The organism is Ochrobactrum sp. Q0168 (assembly GCF_016427605.1).
In the GTDB taxonomy this organism is placed as follows: Bacteria; Pseudomonadota; Alphaproteobacteria; order Rhizobiales; family Rhizobiaceae; genus Brucella.
On the sequence record NZ_JAELXQ010000036.1, the window covers coordinates 1 to 3,745 of the forward strand.

Sequence of the window (3,745 nt, forward strand, 5' to 3'; positions counted from 1 at the left end):
TTTGGTTGCGGGGGCAGGATTTGAACCTGCGGCCTTCAGGTTATGAGCCTGACGAGCTACCGGGCTGCTCCACCCCGCGCCAGGGTGTTTAATTTATAACCGGTTGGGTATTTTGAGCGATTATCGCTTAATTGGAGTGTTAAGTATGGATATTGAGAAGATGGTTTGATTTGTGTGCTTGGCAGACCTGGCAGCGACCTACTCTCCCGCGTCTTGAGACGAAGTACCATTGGCGCTGGAGCGTTTCACGGCCGAGTTCGGAATGGGATCGGGTGCAGCCGCTCCGCCATAACCACCAGGTCGGCGAAGAACACAAAATGAGAAGCTGGTTAGGGGAGTAGGGGAATAAGGCAGTAAGGGAGTATGTTTTCCTTAAGCGTCCTCTGCTCTTTTGTCTTTCATGCTTTGATATCAGAACTAGAACCTCGAAGCGTAAGCTTCGCAAGCGCGACCGCGCGTCGGCCACGTTTGGCCGCCCTCGCGGAGGATCAGCGGCGAAGCCGCGTACGATCCGTGAGCGCTATTCTAAACTGATATCCATCAAGCTTCGCTTGATGGATATTGTAAATGGGAGTGATCAAGTCGATCGAGCTATTAGTACCGGTAAGCTGCATGCGTTGCCGCACTTCCACACCCGGCCTATCAACGTGGTGGTCTTCCACGGCTCTGATAGGGAATACTCGTTTTTAGGTGGGTTTCCCGCTTAGATGCCTTCAGCGGTTATCCCGTCCGTATATAGCTACCCTGCTATGCCGTTGGCACGACAACAGGTCCACCAGAGATACGTCCATCCCGGTCCTCTCGTACTAGGGACAGATCCTATCAATATTCCTACACCCACGGCAGATAGGGACCGAACTGTCTCACGACGTTCTGAACCCAACTCACGTACCGCTTTAAATGGCGAACAGCCATACCCTTGGGACCTGCTCCAGCCCCAGGATGCGATGAGTCGACATCGAGGTGCCAAACAACCCCGTCGATATGGACTCTTGGGGGTCATCAGCCTGTTATCCCCGGCGTACCTTTTATCCGTTGAGCGATGGCCCTTCCACGCGGGACCACCGGATCACTATGACCGACTTTCGTCTCTGCTCGACTTGTCAGTCTTGCAGTCAGGCAGGCTTATGCCATTGCACTCGACGAACGATTTCCGACCGTTCTGAGCCTACCATCGCGCGCCTCCGTTACTCTTTAGGAGGCGACCGCCCCAGTCAAACTACCCACCATACACGGTCCTGGACCCGGATAACGGGCCGCAGTTAGACATCCATATAGGCAAGGGTGGTATTTCAAGGATGACTCCACAATGGCTGGCGCCACTGCTTCAAAGTCTACCACCTATCCTACACATGCCGACACGAATGCCAGTGTAAAGCTATAGTAAAGGTGCACGGGGTCTTTCCGTCTAACCGCAGGAACCCCGCATCTTCACGGGGAATTCAATTTCACTGAGTCTGCGTTGGAGACAGCGGGGAAGTCGTTACGCCATTCGTGCAGGTCGGAACTTACCCGACAAGGAATTTCGCTACCTTAGGACCGTTATAGTTACGGCCGCCGTTTACTGGGGCTTCAATTCAATGCTTGCACATCTCCTCTTAACCTTCCAGCACCGGGCAGGCGTCAGACCCTATACGTCGTCTTGCGACTTCGCAGAGCCCTGTGTTTTTGGTAAACAGTCGCTACCCCCTGGTCTGTGCCACCCCCACCTAGTTGCCTAAATGGAGGTCACGCTTCTTCCGAAGTTACGCGTGCATTTTGCCGAGTTCCTTCAACGCAGTTCTCTCAAGCGCCTTGGTATTCTCTACCAGTCCACCAGTGTCGGTTTAGGGTACGGTCTATATGCAGGAGCTATTTCCTGGAACCGCTTCGCTGCAAGATCAATCCAATAAGACCTTACAACACACGCGATCCGTCACTACCTGCAGGCCCACGAATATTAACGTGGTTCCCATCGACTACGCCTTTCGGCCTCGCCTTAGGGGCCGGCTAACCCTGCTCAGATTAACTTTAAGCAGGAACCCTTGGACTTTCGGCGAGGGAGTCTCTCACTCCCTTTATCGTTACTCATGTCAGCATTCTCACTTCCGATACCTCCAGGATGTCTCACGACTGTCCCTTCACAGGCTTACGGAACGCTCCGCTACCACGCACAAATGTGCATCCACAGCTTCGGTGTATGGCTTTAGCCCCGGTACATTTTCGGCGCAAAGACCCTTATTTAGACCAGTGAGCTGTTACGCTTTCTTTAAATGATGGCTGCTTCTAAGCCAACATCCTGGTTGTTTTGGGATCCTCACATCCTTTCCCACTTAGCCATAACTTAGGGACCTTAGATGGTGGTCAGGGTTGTTGCCCTCTTCACGACGGACGTTAGCACCCGCCGTGTGTCTGCCCAGTAGTACTCCCCGGTATTCGGAGTTTGATTAGGATCAGTAAGACGGTGAGTCCCCATAGCCCATTCAGTGCTCTACCCCCGGGGGTATTCGCTGGACGCTCTACCTAAATAGATTTCGCGGAGAACCAGCTATCTCCAAGTTTGATTGGCCTTTCACCCCTAGCCACAAGTCATCCCGATCTATTGCAACAGATATGGGTTCGGTCCTCCAGTACGTGTTACCGTACCTTCAACCTGCTCATGGCTAGATCACTTGGTTTCGGGTCTAATCCGACGAACTGAACGCCCTGTTCAGACTCGCTTTCGCTGCGCCTACACCTACCGGCTTAAGCTTGCTCGTCAGACTAAGTCGCTGACCCATTATACAAAAGGTACGCTGTCACCCAGGACGAACCTTGGGCTCCAACTGTTTGTAGGCATTCGGTTTCAGGTACTATTTCACTCCCCTCGTCGGGGTGCTTTTCACCTTTCCCTCACGGTACTGGTTCGCTATCGGTCATGCACGAGTACTTAGGCTTGGATCGTGGTCGACCCATGTTCAGACAGGATTTCACGTGTCCCGCCCTACTCAAGGACTTGATTTCACTTTACGTGTACGGGGCTATCACCCACTTTAGCCAACTTTTCCAAATTGTTCCACTTTGCTCAATCAAGCCACTGGCCTGGTCCGCGTTCGCTCGCCACTACTAGCGGAGTCTCGTTTGATGTCCTTTCCTCTGGGTACTTAGATGTTTCAGTTCCCCAGGTTCGCTTCTAACACCTATGTATTCAGTGTTAGATACCTTATTACGATAACTAGAAACCACATGCGCCCAATCAAAGGGCAGTAGGTCAGTAGGGCAATAAGGCAATATGTTTATCTCACATACTGCCCTACTGCCGTATTGCCCTATTGCCTTAATCGGCACATCTGATTTTCTAGTTATCTAAGGTGGGTTGCCCCATTCGGAAATCCACGGATCAAAGGGTATTCGCACCTCCCCGTGGCTTATCGCAGCGTATCACGTCCTTCATCGCCTGTGCATGCCAAGGCATCCACCAAATGCCCTTAAGACACTTGATCACTCTCATTGCCAATATCCATCAAACTAGCTTTTAAAAGCCGCATTATGCGACGTCAAATGTTGCCATTTGACTGCAAATGCTCAGCCTGACGTTATCAGCAGAAAGACCAGCTTCTCGAGATACAATCGGTGATGGCGGTTAAACACATCAATCATAGTGCAAGGCTTGAGCAAGCTCTTGCGACATCAACCTTTTTGTCGGTCGATCCGATTACATCTTCTCTTCACTATTTCATACAGAACACGCAGACTAAAAAGTCCGCAAACTTGGTTCTTTCTCTTG

The 3,745-nt window shown here is 51.6% G+C and carries 1 tRNA gene and 2 rRNA genes; all 3 read right to left on the minus strand.

Features of this window, described 5'->3' with window-relative positions:
* Positions 1 to 2: 2 nt before the first annotated feature.
* Positions 3 to 79, minus strand: a tRNA-Met gene (locus JAU75_RS23785).
* Positions 80 to 185: 106 nt separating this feature from the next.
* Positions 186 to 300, minus strand: a 5S ribosomal RNA gene (rrf, locus tag JAU75_RS23790).
* Positions 301 to 573: 273 nt separating this feature from the next.
* Positions 574 to 3,461: ribosomal RNA gene (locus JAU75_RS23795) — 23S ribosomal RNA — on the minus strand.
* Between the last annotated feature and the right edge of the window lie 284 nt (positions 3,462 to 3,745).